The 231-nt window shown below is 29.9% G+C and carries 1 pseudogene; it reads left to right on the top strand.

Features of this window, described 5'->3' with window-relative positions:
• Positions 1–146: 146 nt before the first annotated feature.
• Positions 147–231, top strand: a pseudogene (locus tag LJE11_RS21025) (IS200/IS605 family transposase); the annotation flags it as partial.

Below are 231 nucleotides of genomic sequence, written 5' to 3' on the forward strand. Positions count from 1 at the left end.
TGCATATCTGCACTCATAATAAATAAAAATAACAAAACGGTTTTCATTCAATTTCCCCCTATAAAAAGCTGTACTCGGCATTATAAAAAGAAAATATGTTCGATATTTTATTGCGAAATTTTTGATATCATGGTATACATATATGTATGAAAGAAAATCGTATACATTACCGCACTTGTGTGTAATATTAATTACCATATGGTATGGTCAGTGAAATACCGGCGGAAGATA

This window comes from Blautia sp. DFI.1.216, from assembly GCF_020594215.1.
Lineage (GTDB): Bacteria > Bacillota > Clostridia > Lachnospirales > Lachnospiraceae > Blautia_A > Blautia_A wexlerae.